Origin of the sequence: Jannaschia sp. R86511 (assembly GCF_042466345.1) — a bacterium.
Lineage (GTDB): Bacteria > Actinomycetota > Actinomycetes > Actinomycetales > JBBAYJ01 > Aquipuribacter.
Genome location: NZ_JAXHCD010000001.1, coordinates 2804072 through 2823046, shown reverse-complemented (window position 1 = coordinate 2823046; position 18975 = coordinate 2804072). Strand labels below are relative to the sequence as shown.

Genomic DNA, 18975 nt, shown 5'->3' with positions numbered 1-18975 from the left:
GCTCAGGCGCCCTCGCCCTTGACGGCCAGCACCGGGCAGGTCGCGTCCAGCAGGATCCGCTGCGCGTTGCTGCCCAGGATGAGCTTGCCGACCGGCGAACGGCGACGCAGGCCGATGACGATGACGTCCGCGTCCACCTCGTCGGCGACGCCGAGCAGGTCGTCGGCCGGGTCGCTGCTGCGGGGCAGGTGCCGGACCTCGTAGGTCAGGCCGTGCTCGCGCAGCTGGTCGGTGAACGGGGCCAGGTCCGCCTCCACGGCCTCGGCCGTGTCCTCCTTGCTGCTGACCACGACGAGCCCGACGTGTCGTCGGATCGCGGCGTCCACCCCGTGGGCGAGCGCCGCACGTCCCTCCCGGCTGGGCAGGTAGCCCACCACGACGGCCATGGCACCTCCTGGTCGCGCCGCCCCCTCCGTCGTCGGAGCGGGTCCGCGGGGCCACCGTATCGCTCAGGTCGCCGCCTCGTAGGCTGGGAGGGTGGCGAGCAGGGACGGCGACGGCTGGGTGGCCTGCCGCTGCGGCCACCGCCACTGGGGTCTGAACGGCGCCGCCGGGCTGGTGCTCTTCCGGCCGGGTGACGACGGGCCGGAGGTGCTGCTCCAGCACCGCGCGAGCTGGGTCCACGACGGCGGCACCTGGGCGGTCCCCGGCGGGGCGCGCGACTCCCACGAGGACCCGGTGCAGGCCGCGCTGCGGGAGGCCGACGAGGAGGTGGGCCTCGCGGCGGGTCACGTGCAGGTCCGCGGCACCGTCACCGGCACCGACCACGAGGACTGGCGCTACGACTACGTCCTGGCCAGCACCACGCCGCAGACCCGGGTGCACGCCGCCAACGCCGAGACGGCGGACCTGAGCTGGGTGCCCGTGGCCCGGGTGCCGGGGCTGCCGCTGCACGCCGGGCTGGCCCGCGACTGGGACCGGTTGGCGGACCGGGTCAGGACCGCGTCCGACGCCTGATCAGGCGCCGCAGCGGGCCCCGTCCTCCGGGGCGGCGACCTCGGCCAGGGTCTGCGACAGCGCCGCGGACACGGCCGCGGTCTCCACGAGGAACCCGTCGTGGCCGTACCGGGAGCGCACCAGGACCAGCCGCGCCCCGGGGACGTGGTCGACCACGTGCTGCTGCTGCTCCGGGGGGTAGAGCCGGTCGGAGTCCACCGCGACCACCGTGGTGCGCGCGGTCACGGTGGCCAGCGCCGCGGCGGTGCCGCCGCGCCCCCGCCCGACGTCGTGGCTGTTCATGGAGCGCGTGAGCGTGACGTAGGAGCCGGCGTCGAACCGCCCGGCCAGCTTGCCCGCCTGGTGCTCGAGGTAGGACTCGACCGCGTACCGGCCGCCCGTGCCCGGGTCCTCCCCCGGCTGGGGGTCCCGGCCGAACCGGGTGTCCATCTCCCAGCGCGACCGGTAGGTGACGTGAGCGATGCGTCGGGCCACGCCGAGGCCGTCCACCGGCCCCGGCCCGGGCCGGTCGTAGTAGTCGCCGCCCTGCCAGGCCGGGTCGGCGGTGACGGCCGCGATCTGCGGGGCGCACCACGCGATCTGGTCGCCGGTCGCGGCGGCCGTGCTGGCCAGGACCGTGAGGGCGGCCACCCGGTCCGGTCGGCCCACCGCCCACTCCAGCGCCCGCATGCCCCCCATCGACCCGCCGGCCACCAGCGCCCAGCGGCGGACGCCGAGCCGGTCGGCCAGCGCCGCCTCGACGGCCACCTGGTCGCGGACGGTGACGTGCGGGAACCGGCTGCCCCAGGCCCGGCCGTCCGGGGCGGGGCTGCCGGGACCCGTCGTGCCCTGGCAGCCGCCGAGCACGTTCGGCGCCACCACGAACCAGCGCCGCGTGTCCAGGGCGAGGCCGTCGCCGACCACGCCGCCCCACCAACCGGGCGAGGGGTGGGCCGGGCCGGCCGGGCCGACGACGTGGGAGTCACCCGTCAGGGCGTGCAGGACGAGCACCGCGTTGCTGATGCTGCCGTCCGGTCCGGTCCGGGGCGTGCCCCAGCACTCGTACGCCACCTTGACGTCCGGCAGCACGACGCCGGACTCGGTGGGCAGCGGGCCGAGCGCGACGAACCTGCGCCCGCCCACCGGGTCCCCCTCACGCCACACGACCACCTCAGGCGCCCTTGGCCGCCCGGAAGCCCGCCTCGAGGTCGGCGAGGATGTCGTCCACGTGCTCCAGGCCGACCGACAGCCGCACCAGGCCCGGGGTGACCCCGCTGGCCAGCTGCTCGGCCACGCTGAGCTGGCTGTGCGTGGTCGAGGCGGGGTGGATGACCAGGCTGCGGACGTCGCCGATGTTGGCCACGTGGCTGTGCAGCTCGAGGGCCTCCACGAACCGCCGGCCCGCGTCCACCCCACCGACGATCTCGAAGGCGAGCACGGAGCCGGACCCGCGCGGCGCGTAGCGCTCGGCGCGCTCGTGCCAGCGGTTGCCGGGCAGGCTGGCGTAGGCCACCCGCTCGACCTCGTCCCGGCCCTGCAGCCACTCGGCCACGGCGCGCGCGTTCTGCACGTGCCGTTCCATCCGCAGGCTCAGCGTCTCCAGGCCCTGGGCGACGAGGAACGCGTTGAACGGGCTCACGGCCGAACCCATGTCGCGCAGCAGCTGGACCCGGGCCTTGAGGACGTAGGACAGGTTGGCCCCCAGCGGGCTGCCGACCCCGAGGTCCCGGCCGTAGACCAGGCCGTTGTAGCTGGGGTCGGGGGTGTTGAAGCCGGGGAACCGCTCGGGCTGGGCCGTGTAGTCGAAGCGGCCGCCGTCGACGATCACGCCGGCCACGGCCGTGCCGTGCCCGCCGAGGAACTTGGTCGCGGAGTGCACGACGACGTCGGCGCCCCACTCCAGCGGGCGGATCAGGAACGGGGTCGCGACGGTGTTGTCCACCACCAGCGGGACACCGGCCTCGTGGGCCACCGCGGCCACGCCCTCGATGTCGAGCACGTCCTGGTAGGGGTTGGAGATCGTCTCGCCGAAGAACGCCTTGGTGTTGGGCCGGACCGCGGCCCGCCAGCTGTCCAGGTCGTCGGGGTCCTCGACGAACGAGACCTCGATGCCCAGCTTGGGGAAGGTGTAGTGGAAGAGGTTGTACGTCCCGCCGTACAGCCGGGGGCTGGACACGACGTGGTCGCCCGCCTCGGCCACGTTGAGCAGCGCGACGGTCTCCGCGGCCTGCCCGCTGGACAGCAGCAGCGCCCCCACGCCGCCCTCCAGGCTCGCGATGCGCTGCTCGACCGCGTCCTGGGTCGGGTTCATGATCCGGGTGTAGATGTTCCCGAACTCCTTGAGCGCGAAGAGGTCCTCCGCGTGCTGGGTGCTCGAGAACGTGTACGACGTGGTGGCGTAGATGGGCAGCGCCCGGGCCCCGGTGGTGGGGTCGGGCTGCTGGCCGGCGTGGATCTGGCGGGTCTCGAAGGACCAGGCGTCGTTCACTGGGGTGGACCTCCCGTGGTCACCGGGGCCCCGAGGGGCCCGCGCTTGCCGCCACCGGTCGGTGACGACCAGGTCCTCACCCGGGGCACCCCACCGCGGAGGAGGGTTGCCGACCAGCGAGCCGGGGCTTGACGCTGGTGCTCATGACCTGCCGTGAGACTACGACACGGCGTCGTCGGCCCGCCAGGCGTCCGGATGACGGGACCCCTGGAAGGCCCAGCCGGTGGGCCGACGCCTAGAGGGTCAGAGCGGGCGTGACGACGGCCCGGGCGGCCTCACCCGTGCCCTCGCCGACGAGCACCAGCTGGAAGTGCCCCGGCGGGACGAAGGCCAGCGCGAACCGCCCCGTCTCGTCGCACTCCTCACGGCTGGAGCCGCCGGCCGTGCGGACCTCGATGCCCCGTCGCCCGCCGGGCGCCACCCAGCCGTCGATCCGGTGCCCGCCGTCGACGTCGCTGATGGCGAGCATCACCGTCATGGACTCGCTGCCGAAGGTCACCGTGCGGACCGCGTCGTCGCCGCGGGCCCCCGCGCCGGCGAGGTCGCTCTGCTGCAGCCGCATGAGCTCCAGCTCGGTGTCCAGGTCGTCCGGGCCGAACGACCCGACCTCGAGGGCGAAGACCGCCCGCTCGGCCAGACCGGCCGGCACCGGGTCCAGCCGCTCCCACATCTGCCGCAGCTCACCGGCCAGCTGCTCCGGGGCGCCCGGGCCGTCGACCCGCCGGGCCTGGTCGGGCACGGCGCTGGCGCCACCACGCTCCTCGGGGTCCCCTCCGCCCCCGTGGTCCACCTCGTGGTTCAGGTCGTCGACCACTGCGACTCCTCCCCCAGGTGCTCGCGGAGCTTCTTGAGGCACCGGCCGCGGGTGGGCCCGATGCTTCCCATGGGCATGCCCAGGTCGACGGACAGGGACGCGTAGTCCGGCCGGTCGGAGAAGGCCACCACCCGCAGCAGCCGCTGGCAGCGCTCGGACAACCGCCCCACCGCGTCCCACAGCCGTCGGGCGCGGTCGTCGTCCAGGACCGTGGCGGCCGGGCCGGGCGCGGGGTCGGCCCGCACCGACAGCAGCGGCTCGGGGTCGGCGACCGAGACCCGGGCCGCGGCGGCGGTGCGGGCGGCGTCCCGGCGCACGGTGACCAGCAGCCAGGCCAGGACGGCCTGCGGGTCGCGGACCTGGTCCCGGCGTCGCGCCAGGGCCATCCAGGCGTTCTGCACCACGTCCTCGGCGGTGGCCGCGTCGACGCGGTACGCCCGGGCCGTGTGCCACAGGGTCGGGGTGAGCAGCGCGACCAGCTCGGCGCTGGCCAGCGGGTCCCCGTCGCACCAGCGCCGGAAGCACGCGGCCGACCGGTCGGCCAGGTCGTGGCGGCGCGGCGAGGTCGTGAGCACGGCCAGGTCCGGCAGCGGGTCGCCCGGCGCGCGCGGGCCGGTCGCGGCGGCGTCCGCCGCACCGGCCCGGGCGCCCGCAGGGCGACCGCTCGCGTTGCTGGCCATCGCTCCTCCTGTCGGGTGCGGCGTCGACCCGGCGGGCGCACGCCCCGGGACCGGGGACGACCTGGCGCCGGGCAGGGTGCGGACGGTCGTCGGCACCCGGGTCCGCACGGACCGTACCCGCTCCCCGATCATCCCCACCAGCCTCCGGACATGTCCCGAGGAGCCGGTCGGGGCCCGTCCTGATACCCCCGGCGGGCGTCCACCCGTCGTTCACCCGGTCGGCCCCGGGCTCCGCTGCCCCCGCGCCCGCCGGGCCCGGGCCGGGGGCCGGCCGTCGTCCAGGCGGCGCCGAGACCGTGACCCAGGCACTGCAGGACCAGCCGGGCCAGGGACTGGGCCGGGTCGAGGTCCAGCGACCGTTCCGCCAGCACGACCGCCGCGGTCCCCTCGCCCGCGACCCAGCACAGCCAGGCGTGCGCGGCCAGGACCGTGGCCCGCTCGGGGCCCTCGGTCAGCGCCGCCAGGCGACGCAGCACCGGTGTGCCCACCCGGGTGGCCCGGGAGCAGGCCGGGTCGGCGAGCACCCGCCCCAGCGCCGAGCCCGCCTGGGCGTGGGGGGCCAGCACGGCCAGGGCGCAGTCCCGTCCGCCGGGCAGCAGCAGGGCCAGGCAGGCGTCCCGCAGCCTCGGGGCGGTCACCCAGGCGGCCGCGAGCGTCCCGGCCAGCTCGGGGTCCGGACCGTCGGGCAGGGACCCGGCCCACCGCTCGAACAGGTCGAGGTCCGCCGACCCGACCTCGGGGCGGGAACCCCGCCCCGAGGTGGTGCGCGCCGCCCGGGCCGCGTCCCGGGCCCGTAGCCGGTCCCGGGACGTCACCACCGCCTCGACCACGAGGGCCTCACGGTCGGGTGCGGGGCTGCGGCCGGCGAGGACGAACCCGGCCGCCACCGGGTGCGACGACGTGCCGGCCACCGCCGTCCCCTCCCCCGGGCAGCACGACGGGTCGCCGCACAGCAGGGACCGGAAGCGGTCGGGGCCGACCACGAGCAGGTCGAGGACGTCCGGCCCGGCCGTCCCGTCCGGTTCGAGCGACCCCGCCGGCCCGGGCAGGTCGCAGGGCCCGAGCACGGCCTCGCGCAGGTCGTCGTCCCAGGCCGCGGGCAGGTCGAGCAGGGGCGTGTCCACGTAGACCACCACCAGCGCGGCCGTGCAGTCGTTGCGCACGGCCACCCTCGCCAGCTGCTGCCACACGGGCCGGGTGGTGCCCACGGGCCGGTCGGGCGACCAGTCCACCCGCATCGTCGGTCCCACCGAGCGCTGCCGGTCCAGCCCCACCACCACCAGGGAACGGCGCGGGGCGAAGCCCAGCAGGTAGGGCACGGCCGCCACCACGCCGGCGGGGTCGCGCAGCCGCACCTCGGGTGCGGGGTCGTCGGGGGGCGGGGCCGGCACGGCTCGACTCGTCATCGGACGAGCGTGCGGCCACCCACCGGTCCGCGACGGGGCACCTGGGGCTGTGGACCGCCCGAGCAACCTGTGGAGGACCGCTCAGGCGACGGTGCCGCGGACGACCCGGTCCCGGGCCCGCTCCCAGTCCAGGAAGTGGTCGACCTCCGACAGCACGGCACCGGCCAGCCAGGCCGCGACCAGCGCGTCGTCCGCGAGCCCGAAGACCCCCAGGAACAGCTCGGGGACCACGTCGACCGGGGACACGACGTAGGCGAGCCCCAGCACGACGCCGAGCACCCGGCGCCGGTCCCAGCCGCCGTAGGCGCCCCGGGCCGCGCCCACCACCAGCCGGGGCAGGGCCGCCAGCCGCTGGGCCAGGCCGTAGGGGCCGTCCCCGCGCAGGGCGTCGATGAGCACGCGCAGTGCCGCCACCCGTCCCGGTCTCATGGTCGTCCTCCCGTCCGGGCCCCGCGGCGGTGCCCCACGACTGTCCAACGGTACGCGGCCCGTGCCGGTGCCCGCAGCCCGCGGCGCCGCCGGGACCAGGGGCGTGACGACCGGTCCGGCCCCGCTCAGCCCAGCTCGGCCAGCTCCCGGGCCAGGTCGTCCAGCCCCAGCGACCCCGTGCCCAGGGCGGCGGTGTGCCACCGCTTGAGGTCCAGCTCGGCCCCGCGCGAGGCGGCCCGGGCCCGCGCCGCCTCGCGTCCGGCCAGCCAGGCCCGCTCCCCCAGCTTGTAGCTGATGGCCTGCCCCGGCATCCCCAGGTAGCGCACGACCTCCGACGACCGGAACGCCTCGTCCAGCCCCGTGCGCGCGGCCAGGAAGCGGCCGGCCAGCGCCGGGGTCCAGCGCTCGCCGGGCGCGATGACCGGCAGCCCGTGCTGGTCGTCCGGGACGGTCAGCCCCAGGTGCATGCCGATGTCGACCACGACCCTCGCCGCCCGCAGCGCCTGCGCGTTCAGGTACCCCATCCGGTGCCCGGGGTCCTCCAGGTAGCCCAGCTCGGCCATCAGCCGCTCGGCGTACAGCGCCCAGCCCTCCGTGGCCGCCGAGACCGACCCCGTGCTGGTCTGGAACATCGACAGCTCGTCGGACAGCAGGGCCCACTGGGCCAGCTGCAGGTGATGGCCGGGCACGCCTTCGTGGTACCAGGTCGAGACCAGGTCCCACAGCGGGAACCGCTCCCGCCCCAGGGTGGGCAGCCAGGTCCGGCCAGGACGGACCAGGTCGAGGCTGGGCCGGGTGTAGTACGGCGCCGCGGCCGAGCCGGGCGGGGCGATGCGCGCCTCGACGACACGGATGGGCTCGGCGATGTCGAAGTGGGTGCCGTGCAGCTGCGCCATCGCGGTGTCCATCATCAGCTGCAGCCGCTCGCGCACGGCCTCCACCCCGGTCACGGCCTCGCCGTGCCGGTCCAGGTGCGCCATCGCCTCGGCCGGGCTCGCGCCGGGCAGCACCTGCTCGGCGACGTCGACCATCTCGGCGTGGATCGCGGCCAGCTCCCGCCAGCCCCAGTCGTAGGCCTCCACCGGGTCGATGTCGGAGCCCGTCCACCGACGCGCCCCCAGCAGGTAGCGCTCGCGACCGACCGCGTCGGGCGCCGTCGCGACCGCGGGCAGGTACTCCTCGGCGAGGAAGCGCCGCAGCCGGGCCACCCCGGCCGCGGCAGCGGTGCCGGCCGCGTCGGCGTCCCGGCGCAGCCCGGGCGTCACGCCGTCAGGGCCGCCGCCCCCCGCCAGCCCGTCGAGCAGACCGTCCAGGTGCGCCGCGAACCAGCCCCGGCCGTCCCCGACCGCCGACCAGGCGTCCAGCTGCTCCAGCACCGCCGTGACCTGAGCCGGCCCGCCCGGCAGGCCCCGGCTCAGCCCTTCGCGCAGGGTCTGCGCGTACTGGTCGTAGGCCTCGCCGACGCGCGCCACCCGCCGGACCGCCGCCGCGGCCGACTCCGGCGACCCCGTGGGCATGACGAGCAGGGCCGAGCGGACCTGCTGCACCGGGCTGAACAGGTTGCCCAGCGAGCGCAGGTGCTCACCGGCGTCGTGGGCGGCCAGCTCGGCCCCGAGCCGCTCACGCAGCAACGTGGCGCAGCGGCGCTCGGCGGGCTCGTCGCCGACCTGCCCCGCGGCCTCCAGCGTGGCCAGGTCCGCCAGCGTGCTGCGCTGCAGCGCGGCCAGGGTGTCCGCCCCCTGCGGCGTCAGGTCGGGCAGGCCGTCCGCGAGCGGGTCGGTGCCCAGCTGCGTGGCCAGGGCGGGGTTGAGCAGGGTGCACGCGCGGACGTGGTCGTCGGCGACGCGGCGGACGGGGCGGGCGGTGTCGGCTTCGGTCACGGGGAGCCATGCAAGCACGGCCCGCCGGGGCCCCGCCCGCCGACGCTCAGCGGAAGGTGTGCTTGCTGTGGTGCCACCCCGCGCCGCCGCGCAGCCGGACCTGGCGGGCCGCGGCGTCGGCGGCCGCCAGCAGCTCCTCGGCCACCTCCTCCGGGTCCTCGGTGCCCGAGCAGGGCCGGGCGGCCGAGCCCACGCTGGCGGTCACCCGACCGCGGGGCGTCCCCGGGGCCTGCACGTCGACGCAGCCGCCGGCCCGGGCCGCGACCCGGGACATCTCGAGCTCGTGGACGTCCTCGAAGACGCCGACGAACGCGTCGTCACCCGCCCGGGCCAGCGTGTCCCCCAGGCGCAGGGTCCGGCGCAGCCGGGAGGACACCTCGACCAGGACGGAGTCGCCGGCCGCCTGACCGTGCTGGGCCACGACGTCGTCCAGGCCGTCCAGCACGATCCAGACCACGCCCACCGACCGTCCGGTCCGGGTGGAGCGCTGCAGGGCGTTGACCAGCCGGTCGACCGCGAGGTCGGCCGGTGACATGCCGGTGAGCTCGTCCACGCCCGCAGCCCGGCCCGCCGGCAGCGGGGCGCCGCCGGCCCCGGCGCGCGGCTGCACGTGCAGGACGAGGTCGACCAGCTCGTGCTCGGCCGTGCGCACGGCCGACACGCCGAGCTGGACCTCGACCCCCGTGCCGTCGGCACCGGCGTACTCGGCCGGGCCCTGCCAGACGTCGCGCTGCCCACCGGCCACGGCGTCGATCCCCGCCAGCACGTCGGAGCGGCTCGCCCCGACCAGCAGCTCGTCGTGGTGGCGGCGCAGCAGCGACCCGCGGGCGTGGCCGAGGACCCGCAGCAGGGCGTCGTTGACCCGGCGCCAGGACCGGTCCGGGCCCAGCACGACCGTGCCCACCGGGGACTGGTCCACGCAGCGGCGCAGCAGCTCCTCGGCGACGTCGAGCCGCCGCTCGCCGCGCAGCAGCTCCTCGGCGGGGCGGGTGGCGGAGCGGAGCTCCACGAGCCGGCCGGTGGTGGACTCCAGCGTGCCCGACAGCGAGGTCTCGACCAGGCGGTGCACGTCGTCGGCGCCGCGGAAGCGGTAGCGCACCTGGACGGTGTCGCCCGCGGCGGCGGCGGAGTGCGCGGCGTCGACCCGGGCCACGTCCTCCGGGTGGACCAGCGAGTGCAGCGGGCGGCCCAGCAGGTCCTCGGGCTCCCAGCCGAGGTCGAGCGCGCACCGGTCGGAGACCCAGGTGTACGTCCCGTCGGCGCCGTGCAGCGCGACCGTGTCGTGCGCGAGCAGGCTGACGGTGCGCAGCCGGGACCGCAGCTCACCGGCCTCGCCCGCCGCCACCACCGCGTCGTGCTCGTCGGCCAGCACGACGTGCGCCTCGGACATGTCGGGGTCGACCCAGCGCATGCCCAGCCGCGTCCAGCGCCGCTCGCCGCCGCGACGACGGACGCGCACCTGCAGCACGGCGGTCTCGTCGTAGGCCAACGACTCCAGCCGCGCCTTGACGGCCGGTCGGTCGGCCGGCGACACGAACTCGACCACGGAGCAGCCGACGGCCTCGTCCACGGTCCGCCCCAGCACGTCCTCCACGGCCTGGCCCGCACCGACCACGCGACCCCAGCGGGAAACCCGCAGCAGCACGTCCCGCTCGGGCGCCAGCAGCCGGCGCGAGCGGACGCTCTCCACGGCCATGGCGTACCCGGCGTGGACCTCGCGGGTGACGTCGCCGACCAGGGCGCCCACCACCGGGGGCCCGTCGGGCTGCTCGAGCAGGGCGACGTCGAAGCGCAGCCAGCGCACCCCGCCGGAGGTGCCCAGGCCGACGACGGCGCCGTGGCGGGTCCGGCCGTCGGCGAGCACCTGCATGACGGGGTGCTCGTGCCCGGCCAGCGGGCGACCGTCCTCGCGCACGGCGGACCAGGACGGGTCGTGCCAGGTCCGGCCGAGCAGGTCGGCCGCGGCCAGGCCCAGCACGGCGGCGGCCGTGGCGTCGACGTCGGTCAGCCGACCCACGCTGTCGTGCAGCAGGACGCCCTGGCCGAGCGCGGACACCATGGCGGCGACCCCCGGGGCCGCCGAGGCGGTGGTCGGCAGGACCAGGTCGGCCGGGGCGGCGGCGGGCACCGGGCCGGGCAGCTCGGCCGTGACGGCCGGGCGGGCACCGGGGGCGACGTCGGCGGCCCCGGTCGGCGGCAGGAGGGCCGAGCGGCGCGGACGGACCATCGGCACGGCAGGGTCGCTCACCCTGTCCACCTCGGCTCGCCGGTCCGCCTGCTTGAGGCGAGGCGACGGCGCATCCGGGTGAGCGTCGCGCGGGGGCGGCCCGTGGCCGCCCGGGCGGCTCAGTCGGTGGCGCGGCTCAGTCGGTGGCGCGGCGCAGCAGCAGCAGGACCGCCTCGGCGTAGGCCTCGGCCGCGGTGCCGCCGGCCGTCTCGGAGTCCGCCGGGTCCCCGGGCAGCCGCAGCCGCACCGTGAACGCGCCGTCGTCGGTCGCCTGCAGCGCGCGGAAGGTCCCTCCCAGCAGCCGCCGCAGCTGGTCCTCCGCGGGCAGCCAGACCGCCTGCTCGGTACCGACGCTGTCCAGGGCCCACTCCACCGTGCCGTTGAACCCGATGACGGTGCCGGAGGGGAACTCGTGGACGTCGGCGACCATGTCGGAGACGACGAACACCTCGGCGTCCATGTCCCGGTCGGCCAGCACGAACCGGTCACCGGCCGTGGGCCGCCAGGCCAGGCCGGCCTCCCGCAGGCCCCGCGCCAGGCGCAGCGGCAGCACCTCGGCCGCGTCGAGCGCGCGCACGCTCACAGCCCGGTGCCCCCGGGGCCGCCCGGACCGGTCGGGCCGGAACCCCCGGCCCCGGTCTCCCGGTCGTTCTCGGCCAGGAAGCGCTCCAGCTCGGCGCCCAGCTCGTCCCCGTCCGGCAGGTCGTTGCGCAGGTCGGACGCTGCGGTCTCGGCCAGGTTGTCGTACTGCTCCTCCAGGGCCTGGACGACCGCGGCGACCTCGGGGCTCTTGGCCACCTCGGCGTCTATCTCCCCCCGGGTCTGCACGGCCCGCACCCGCAGCCCGTCGACGTCGATCGGCACCCCGCTGATCCCGGACAGGTGCTCCAGCAGCACCGCGGCGGCGTCGGGGTACTCGGAGGAGGCCACGTAGTGGGGCACGTTCACCGTGAACGCGATGGCGTCCAGACCGGCCTCGCCGAGCCTCAGCTCCAGCAGGCTGCCGATGCTGCCCGGCACCCGCACCTGGCCGATCCAGGCCCGGCGGCCGCGCACCAGCTCGGCGCTCGTGCCGTGGGTGATGACGCCGGCCGGGCGGGTGTGGGGCACCCCCATCGGGATGGCGTTGAGCCCGACGACCAGGCGGACGCCGAGCCGGCGGACGAGGCCGATCACCGACTGGGTGAACGCCTCCCAGCGGACGTCGGGCTCCAGGCCGTGCAGCAGCAGCAGGGCCTGGCCCGGGTCGTCGTGGCGCCGCAGCAGGGACACCGTGATGCGGGGCTCCTCGTAGGAGACCCACCGGTCGGTGTCGAAGTGCATGGTCGGGCGGCGGCTGCGGTGGTCGACGAGGACGTCGGCGTCGAAGTGGGCCACGTCCACCCGCTGGTGGTCGGTGAGCAGGGCGGTGAGCGCGCCGCTCGCGGCCGAGCCGGCGTCCGAGAAGCCCGTCAGGTGGTGGGCCAGCACCAGCCCGTCGGGTACGTCAACGTCGTCGACGAGCCGGACGAGCGGGTCGCTGTCGGGACGGTGCACGGGGGGCCTCCGGGGTCGGTGGGGTCAGGACGGCGGGCCCGCGGACGGTCCGCCTTCCGAAGCAACGCTACGACGCGCCCCGATGATCCCCCGCGCCCCCGGTCGGGCCCGCGGCCGCGCCCGGGCTCAGCGGCCGGACCGGTCCCGCCGCTCCCGTCGCGACCGCACCAGGGCCACGAGCAGCACCAGCAGGCCCGCCAGCAGCGTCGCGGCCCCGGCGACCGGCACCAGGGCCGCGCCGGCGGGTCGCCAGCGACCGGCGCGGCGTCGCAGCAGCAGCCGCGAGCCGAGCACGACCTCGACGTCCTGGTCCCAGCGGGCGGGCACAGGGCCCGAGCCGGACCGCAGTCCCCGCAGGGGGGCTGCCAGGGCCGCGGCCAGCGGCGGTGCGGGCAGCGAGGCCACCAGGACGGCCAGGTCGCCGGCGCGGTCCAGGCGCACCCGCAGCGCGCCGTCGTGGTCGTCGACGACGACGTCGGCGGTGCGGCCCCGGGGGTCCGTCACCCGCACGCGCAGGTCGGCGTCGACGACGAGCCGGGGCCCCCCGGCCCCGGTCACGAGGAGACGGCCCCGGTGGCGTCGCGGTCGGTGGTGGTGATCCGGACGGTCCCGTCGACCTTCCAGGTCGCGCGCGGGGAGTCGGGGCCGGTCTCGCGCGGGACCTCGATCGTCATGTCGACGAACGTGTAGTCGATGACGGCGCCCTTGCCGGTGAGGAAGGACCACATCTCGCGGCCGAAGTCGGCGATGTTCGTGGTTCCGGCGCCTCGCACGTCGGTGCTGTCGGTCATGGTCGGGCTCCCTGCTGGTCGGTGGGCGACGGCCGGGCGGGACGTCTGCCCCCAGGGTGCGCCCGGGACCGCGCGCCCGCCCGTCGATCATGGGCGGGGGCGGTCCGGCAAGGACATTAGGGTGGCCCGCGACGTCCCGCCCACCCCCGGGCCAGCCCGCTCACGCAGGAGGAACGCATGTCCGACCGCCCCGTCCGCAAGGTCGCGATGCTCACCGCCGGGGGTCTGGCCCCCTGCCTGTCGTCCGCGGTGGGCGGGCTGATCGAGCGCTACACCGAGATCTCCCCCGACATCGAGATCATCGGCTACCTCGACGGGTACGCGGGCCTGCTGTCGGGCCGCTCGATCGCCGTGACCGACGAGGTGCGCGCCGGGGCCCACCTGCTGCACCGCTTCGGCGGCAGCCCGCTCGGCAACAGCCGCGTCAAGCTGACGAACACCGCGGACCTGGTCTCCCGCGGCCTGATCGCCGAGGGGCAGGACGCCCTGCAGGTGGCCGCGGACCAGCTGACCGCCGACGGCGTCGACGTGCTGCACACCATCGGCGGCGACGACACCAACACCACGGCCGCCGACCTGGCCGCGTTCCTGGCCCGCAACGACTACGAGCTCACGGTCGTCGGCCTGCCCAAGACGGTCGACAACGACGTCGTCCCGATCCGGCAGTCCCTCGGGGCCTGGAGCGCCGCGGAGCAGGGGGCGGTGTTCGCCCGCAACATCATCGCCGAGCACTCCTCGAACCCCCGCATGCTGATCGTCCACGAGGTCATGGGGCGCGGCTGCGGCTGGCTGACCGCCGCCACGGCGCTGGAGCACCACCGCTGGGTGCAGCAGCAGGAGTTCCTGCCGGCCTTCGGCAACAACCCCCGTCGCTGGGACGTGCACGGGGTCTACCTGCCGGAGCGGGAGTTCGACGTGGCCGCGGAGTCGGCCCGGCTGCGCACCGTCATGGACGAGACGGGCTGCGTCAACCTGTTCGTCTCCGAGGGCGCGGGCGTGCAGACCATCGTCGCCGAGCTGGAGAAGGCGGGTGAGGAGGTCGGGCGCGACCCCTTCGGCCACGTCAAGATCGACACGATCAACCCCGGCGCCTGGTTCGCCAAGCAGTTCGCCGCCGGCATCGGCGCGGAGAAGACCATGGTCCAGAAGTCGGGCTACTTCTCGCGCTCGGCCGCGGCCAACCGCGACGACCTGCGCCTGATCAAGTCCTGCACCGACCTGGCCGTGGAGTGCGCCCTGCGGCGCGAGGGCGGGGTCATCGGCCACGACGAGGGCCACGGCGGCCGGCTGCGGGCGGTCGAGTTCGACCGGATCGCCGGGGGCAAGGCCTTCGACACCTCGACCCCGTGGTTCACCGGCCTGCTGGCCGACCTCGGCCAGGACTGAGACCGCCGGTGCCCCGGTGACCGCCGTGCGCCCGGCGGGGGTGTCGCTGCCGGTGCCGGCGTCGGTGCGGCTGCTGTCGGTGGTGGGCCGTCGCCTCGGCGCGGTGGGCATCAGCGGGGCCTCGGCCGAGCAGGTCGTGGCCTCGCGGCGACGTCCCCCGCCGCCGGCGCTGGGCCGGGTGGCCGACCGGGTCCTCGGCCGGCCCGACCCGAGGGTCCGGCGCAGTTCGGCGCGCACCCCCTCGGGCGTGGCGCTCGTGGTGCACACCCCACCAGCCCCGGTCGGGACCGTGCTGCCGGTCGTCGTGCACGTGCACGGCGGGGGCTGGGTGCTGGGGGGCGTCGAGGACACCCCGTGGTGGGTCGCGGCCCTGGCGCTCGCCGTGCCCGCCGTCGTCGTGTCCGTCGACTACCGGCTCGCGCCCGAGCACCCGTACCCGGCGGCCGTGCACGACTGCCTGGAGGCCGTGCGCTGGGTGGCGGCGCACCCGGAGCACGTCGGGGCCCAGGCCCGGGTCCGCACCGACCGCCTCGGCCTGGTCGGCGACAGCGCCGGCGCCAACCTGGTGGCCGTCACCACCGCCCGGCTGCGGGACGAGCCGCGGCCGGGCGACCCCGCGGTCGCCCACCAGGCGCTGGTCTACCCCGCGGTCGACGCCACGCTGTCCTCGCCGTCGGTCACGACGAACGCCGACGCCCCGATCCTGACCCGGGCCGACATGGAACGGTTCCTGCAGCTGTACACCGAGGGCACGGGGGTCGAGGTCCGCGACCCCTGGCTGTCACCGCTGCACGCGGCGGACCTGGCCGGGCTGCCGCCGACGACGGTCCTGACCGCCGAGCACGACCCGCTGCGTGACGACGGGACGCGGTTCGCGGCCGCGCTGCGCGCCGCGGGTGTGCCGGTGCGGCTGAGCGACTACCCCGGGGCCGTCCACGGCTTCCTGACCCTGGCCGGGCTGGACCGGGTCCGCAGCCGGCACGCCGTGGCCGAGCTGGCCGCCGCCCTGCGGGCCGACCTGCCCGCGGCGGCTCCCCCGCGGTGAGCCACGCGCCGGCCGGGCCGCCGACCGCCGGCCGACTGCGGGTCCTCGGGCCGGGGCTGGCGCTGACCGCGGTCGTCGCGCTGCTGGCCACGGCGCTGCACGCCGTGCTGCTGCCGCGCACCGGGTCGCCGGGACCCGCGGTGCTGGCCCTCGTCCTGGGGGTGGTGACCACCGCGGTCCGCGCCCCGGGACCGTCCACGGCACCGGGCCTGGCCTGGTCGGCGTCCCGGCTGCTGCAGACCGGGATCGTGCTGCTGGGTCTGACGGTGCCGCTGGCCGGCGTGGCGGAGGTCGGCCCGCGGGCGCTGCCGGTCGTGGCCGTCGCCGTGCTGACCGCCTTCGGCGCCGCCGCGGTCCTCGGCCGCCTGCTGGGGGTGGGGCCCGAGCTGCGCACCCTGGTCGGGGCCGGGACCGGCATCTGCGGGGCCTCGGCCATCGCGGCCACCGCCGGGGTGCTGCGAGCCCGACCGGCCGACGTGTCCTACGCGCTGTCGGTCGTGGTCACCATGAACCTGGTGGCCATCGGGCTGCTGCCCCCGCTCGCCCGCCACCTGGGTCTGGGGGACGCGGCGTTCGGCGCCTGGGTGGGCGCGACGGTCAACGACACCAGCGCCGTGGTCGCCCTCGCGGGCGGCTGGGGCGGCGCGGCGCTCACGGTGGCGGTGGTGGTCAAGCTGACCCGCGTGCTCGCGCTGGTGCCGGTGACCCTGCTGCTGGCCCGGTACCGGTCGGCCGGCGGCCCCGGCCGCAGCCGCCCGCCCGGCTTCCTGCTGCTCTTCGTCCTCGCGGTGGCGGTCGCCGCCACGGGTCTGCTGCCCGCGGCCGCGGTGGACGGCGCGGCGCGGGCGGTCGACGTCCTCATCACCTGCGCCCTGGCGGCCGTCGGCTGCTCGACCCGGTTGCGGGACGTGTCCCGGGCCGGCTGGGCCCCCGCGCTGCTGGCCGCGGGAGTCTGGAGCCTGGTCGCCGCGACCACGCTGACGACCCTGTTCGTGGTCGGCCTGGCCTGACGGGGCCATCCGGGCGAGTCGGGCCCCGGATGCCCCGGCACAGGTCAAGCCTGGTCCCGAGCAGGTCGAACACCGGGGACGACAACGAGGCAGCGTGACGCGGACCGGCCACGTCGGGCGCCTCCTGGAGGTCCCCCTGATGCGTCGTGCCCTGGCCAGCACCTGTGCCGTCAGCCTCGTAGGCGCCCTGCTCGTGTTCGACGTGGTCGGCACCGGCCCCGGCGCCCGCGAGGCCGTGCCCGCCACGGAGTCGGTCGTCCCGCTGTCGGCGGCCGCCGCGTCGCTGGCCGTGCCGGCCACCGGGTCCGAGGCCGCAGCCGTGCTGACGCAGCCGGTGCCCACCCAGGACTTCACCGTCATGGGCGTCACCTGGGACGAGGGGGCCGACCCCGACGTCCAGGTCGAGGTCCGCGTGCGCGAGACCGACGGCTGGACGGCGTGGACCCCGCTGGACACCAACGACGCCGCGCCCCACCCCGGGACGGAGGAAGCCGCGCTGGCGGCCCACGTCGGGTCGACCGAGCCGCTGGTCACCCCGTCCGCCGACGCGCTGCAGGTGCGGGTGGCCGGGACCGACGGCGCCCTGCCCGACGGCATGTCGGCCGTGGTCATCGACCCCGGGACGAGCCCCGCCGACGACGCCGTGAGCACCGAGCCGCTGTCGGGTGCCGCCGCCGGCACCCCGGCGATCGTGAGCCGTGCGTCCTGGGGCGCGGACGAGTCCCGCCGGCGCTGCTCGCCCAGCTACTCCAGCACCGTGCTGGCCGCCACGGTCCACCACACGGCGGGGACCAACGGCTACAGCCGCTCCGAGAGCCCGGGCATCGTGCGCGGCATCTACGCCTACCACACGGGCACGCTGGGCTGGTGCGACGTCGGCTACAACTTCCTGGTCGACCGGTTCGGCACGGTCTACGAGGGCCGCTACGGCGGCATCACCCGGGCCGTCCGGGGCGCCCACGCCGGCGGGTTCAACGACCGGACCTTCGGCGTGTCCGCCATGGGCAACTACGAGACCGCCGCCGCGCCGCAGGCCATGGTCGAGGCCATCGGCGACGTCATCGGCTGGAAGCTGTCGCTGACCGGCCGCAACCCCACCGGTTCGGTGACGCTGACCTCGGCGGGCGGGTCGACCTCTCGCTACCCGGCGGGCCGCTCGGTCAGCCTGCCCACCGTCTTCGCCCACCGCGACGTCGGCTCCACCGCCTGCCCCGGGGTGAACCTCGTGGCCAAGATGCCGACGATCCGGGCCGCGGCCAAGGCCGCGACGGCCCCCGCCCCGACCCCGACGCCCACCCCGACCCCCACGCCGACGCCGACGCCGACGCCCCCACCCACCAGCTCGCCGGTCACCGCGGCCGAGCTGCGCGGCAGCATGGTCGTCCCGCTGGAGGTCGACCGCACCACGGGCGCCGAGCTGCTCGCCTACGCCCCCTCCGGGTCCGGCGCCCGCACCGTGCTGGACACCACCACCAAGGGCAAGGTCACGGCCCGCTCCCGTTCCACCTGGACGCTGGGCTGGGGGCACGTCGTACCCCTCGAGCTCGACGGCACCGCCGGTCACGAGGTCCTGCTGTACAACGCCGGCACGGGCCGTGCGGTCGCGGTCGACACCACCACGGCCGGGGCCACCCCCATGCTGCTGGACCGCACCTGGTCCCGCGGCTGGACGAGCGTGGTCCAGGTCGAGGTCGACGGCCGCGCCGGCTCGGAGCTGCTGCTGTACAACAAGGCGACCGGTGCCTACGCGGTGGTCAAGCTGGCCGTCGACGGCAGCCTGCGCAACATCCACCGCGGCACCTGGTCGAAGGGCTGGACCCACGTGTCCGCCGTGGAGGCCGACGGCACCGCGGGCTCGGAGGTCTCGGTCTACTCCGCGACCGGCGGGCGCCACCTGCTGGTGGACCTCGGCAACGGCAGCAGCAGCCGCACGATCGCCCAGCACACCTGGGCCAAGGGCCTGAGCGTCGTCACCGCCGTCGAGGTCGACCGCAGCGCGCGCTCCGAGCTGCTCACCTACGACGGCCGCACCGGCCGCGCCCTGGTCCTCGACCTCGCCGCCGACGGCAAGGCCAGGTCGCTGGCCAGCCACGCCTGGAGCACCGGGTGGACGACCGTGCAGGCCCTCGAGGTCGACGGCACCACCGGGGACGAGGTGGTGGTGCACAACGCGGCCTCGGGCCGGATGCTGCTGCTGGACGCGACGACCACGGGGGGCATGAAGCAGCTGGGCTGAGTCGGTCGTGTAACCGCGGTGTCAATTCCCGACCGGTTGGTCACGCAACCCTTGTCGGCGTCACCCGTTCGGACCATAGTGAGCCGGGACCCCCGCCCCTGCCCCCGGCGG

At 76.6% G+C, this 18975-nt stretch carries 18 protein-coding genes and 1 riboswitch; of the genes, 5 read left to right on the top strand and 13 right to left on the bottom strand.

The features are described from left to right. Positions 1-2: 2 nt before the first annotated feature. Positions 3-386 (bottom strand): universal stress protein, encoded by a 384-nt coding sequence (locus tag SJY06_RS13260; protein WP_380168010.1) that lies wholly within the window; start codon positions 384-386, stop codon positions 3-5. A gap of 91 nt (positions 387-477) precedes the next feature. On the opposite strand from SJY06_RS13260, the gene SJY06_RS13255 reads away from it, so the two are divergent. Beyond that, entirely contained in the window at positions 478-957 is a 480-nt protein-coding gene (locus SJY06_RS13255; RefSeq protein ID WP_380168009.1) for an NUDIX domain-containing protein, read from the top strand. Here the strand turns inward: SJY06_RS13255 and SJY06_RS13250 are convergent, their stop codons facing one another. From SJY06_RS13250 to SJY06_RS13195, 12 genes are all read right to left on the bottom strand, one after another. Continuing rightward, positions 958-2079: a homoserine O-acetyltransferase gene (locus SJY06_RS13250; RefSeq protein WP_380168008.1), complete on the bottom strand. Its 1122-nt coding sequence runs from the start codon at positions 2077-2079 to the stop codon at positions 958-960. 28 nt (positions 2080-2107) lie between these two features. Beyond that, positions 2108-3424 (bottom strand): bifunctional o-acetylhomoserine/o-acetylserine sulfhydrylase, encoded by a 1317-nt coding sequence (locus SJY06_RS13245; protein ID WP_380168007.1) that lies wholly within the window; start codon positions 3422-3424, stop codon positions 2108-2110. A gap of 36 nt (positions 3425-3460) precedes the next feature. Then, positions 3461-3573: riboswitch (SAM riboswitch) on the bottom strand. 86 nt (positions 3574-3659) lie between these two features. Further along, positions 3660-4238, bottom strand: a complete 579-nt coding sequence (locus SJY06_RS13240) for a hypothetical protein (RefSeq protein ID WP_380168006.1) — start codon at positions 4236-4238, stop codon at positions 3660-3662. Further along, positions 4223-4918, bottom strand: coding sequence for an RNA polymerase sigma factor (locus tag SJY06_RS13235; RefSeq protein WP_380168005.1), 696 nt, complete (start codon positions 4916-4918; stop codon positions 4223-4225). The genes SJY06_RS13240 and SJY06_RS13235 overlap by 16 nt, the downstream gene beginning before the upstream one ends. 128 nt (positions 4919-5046) lie before the next feature. Next, positions 5047-6324 (bottom strand): DUF4192 domain-containing protein, encoded by a 1278-nt coding sequence (locus SJY06_RS13230; RefSeq protein ID WP_380168004.1) that lies wholly within the window; start codon positions 6322-6324, stop codon positions 5047-5049. An 81-nt stretch (positions 6325-6405) separates the two neighbouring features. Next, positions 6406-6753: a YkvA family protein gene (locus tag SJY06_RS13225; protein ID WP_380168003.1), complete on the bottom strand. Its 348-nt coding sequence runs from the start codon at positions 6751-6753 to the stop codon at positions 6406-6408. A gap of 125 nt (positions 6754-6878) precedes the next feature. After that, positions 6879-8633 carry a DUF885 domain-containing protein gene (locus SJY06_RS13220; RefSeq protein WP_380168002.1) on the bottom strand — a complete coding sequence of 585 codons (1755 nt, stop codon included), beginning with the start codon at positions 8631-8633 and terminating at the stop codon, positions 6879-6881. A gap of 46 nt (positions 8634-8679) precedes the next feature. Beyond that, a complete protein-coding gene (locus tag SJY06_RS13215; RefSeq protein ID WP_380168001.1) occupies positions 8680-10881 on the bottom strand; it encodes a PAS domain-containing protein in 2202 nt (733 codons plus the stop codon). A gap of 115 nt (positions 10882-10996) precedes the next feature. Continuing rightward, complete coding sequence (locus tag SJY06_RS13210; RefSeq protein WP_380168000.1) at positions 10997-11437, bottom strand: hypothetical protein; 441 nt, start codon at positions 11435-11437, stop codon at positions 10997-10999. A 2-nt stretch (positions 11438-11439) separates the two neighbouring features. Then, a complete protein-coding gene (locus tag SJY06_RS13205) occupies positions 11440-12396 on the bottom strand; it encodes a proteasome assembly chaperone family protein (protein WP_380167999.1) in 957 nt (318 codons plus the stop codon). A 126-nt stretch (positions 12397-12522) separates the two neighbouring features. Further along, positions 12523-12954: a hypothetical protein gene (locus tag SJY06_RS13200; RefSeq protein WP_380167998.1), complete on the bottom strand. Its 432-nt coding sequence runs from the start codon at positions 12952-12954 to the stop codon at positions 12523-12525. Beyond that, entirely contained in the window at positions 12951-13187 is a 237-nt protein-coding gene (locus SJY06_RS13195) for a hypothetical protein (protein ID WP_380167997.1), read from the bottom strand. The genes SJY06_RS13200 and SJY06_RS13195 overlap by 4 nt, the downstream gene beginning before the upstream one ends. A 177-nt stretch (positions 13188-13364) precedes the next feature. Between SJY06_RS13195 and SJY06_RS13190 the strand changes: the two genes are divergently transcribed. From SJY06_RS13190 to SJY06_RS13175, 4 genes are all read left to right on the top strand, one after another. Continuing rightward, on the top strand, positions 13365-14573 hold the full coding sequence (locus tag SJY06_RS13190; RefSeq protein ID WP_380167996.1) for a pyrophosphate--fructose-6-phosphate 1-phosphotransferase: 1209 nt from the start codon (positions 13365-13367) through the stop codon (positions 14571-14573). Positions 14574-14589: 16 nt separating this feature from the next. Continuing rightward, complete coding sequence (locus tag SJY06_RS13185; protein ID WP_380167995.1) at positions 14590-15618, top strand: alpha/beta hydrolase; 1029 nt, start codon at positions 14590-14592, stop codon at positions 15616-15618. Next, positions 15615-16628, top strand: a complete 1014-nt coding sequence (locus tag SJY06_RS13180) for a YeiH family protein (protein WP_380167994.1) — start codon at positions 15615-15617, stop codon at positions 16626-16628. Before SJY06_RS13185 ends, SJY06_RS13180 begins: the two co-directional genes overlap by 4 nt. A gap of 94 nt (positions 16629-16722) precedes the next feature. Next, positions 16723-18864 (top strand): peptidoglycan recognition protein, encoded by a 2142-nt coding sequence (locus SJY06_RS13175; RefSeq protein WP_380167993.1) that lies wholly within the window; start codon positions 16723-16725, stop codon positions 18862-18864. Positions 18865-18975 lie beyond the last annotated feature (111 nt).